The following is a 257-nucleotide window of genomic DNA, read 5'->3' on the forward strand; positions in this document are numbered from 1 at the left end:
GCGACGGAACGAAACCGCCAACGAACAAGGCCCAGTCCCAGCCCGCCTTCCAGCCGGCGCTATCGCGCTTGGAACGGTATTTGAACGCAACCGGCCTCAGGATGAGAGCGAAGAGGATGGCGAACATGGCGAGGTAGAAACCGGAGAAGGACACCGCATAGAGCGGTGGCCAGGCGGCGAAGATAGCGCCGCCGCCGAGGATCAGCCAGACCTGATTTCCCTCCCAGGTCGCGCCGATCGAATTGATGGCGATGCGT

At 62.6% G+C, this 257-nt stretch carries 1 protein-coding gene; it reads right to left on the reverse strand.

The features are described from left to right. On the reverse strand, nt 1-257 hold a 257-nt coding region (cydB, locus tag GDN47_RS31870; protein ID WP_152095069.1), incomplete at both ends, for a cytochrome d ubiquinol oxidase subunit II.

The organism is Martinezella dioscoreae (assembly GCF_009176305.1).
GTDB lineage: Bacteria > Pseudomonadota > Alphaproteobacteria > Rhizobiales > Rhizobiaceae > Rhizobium > Rhizobium dioscoreae.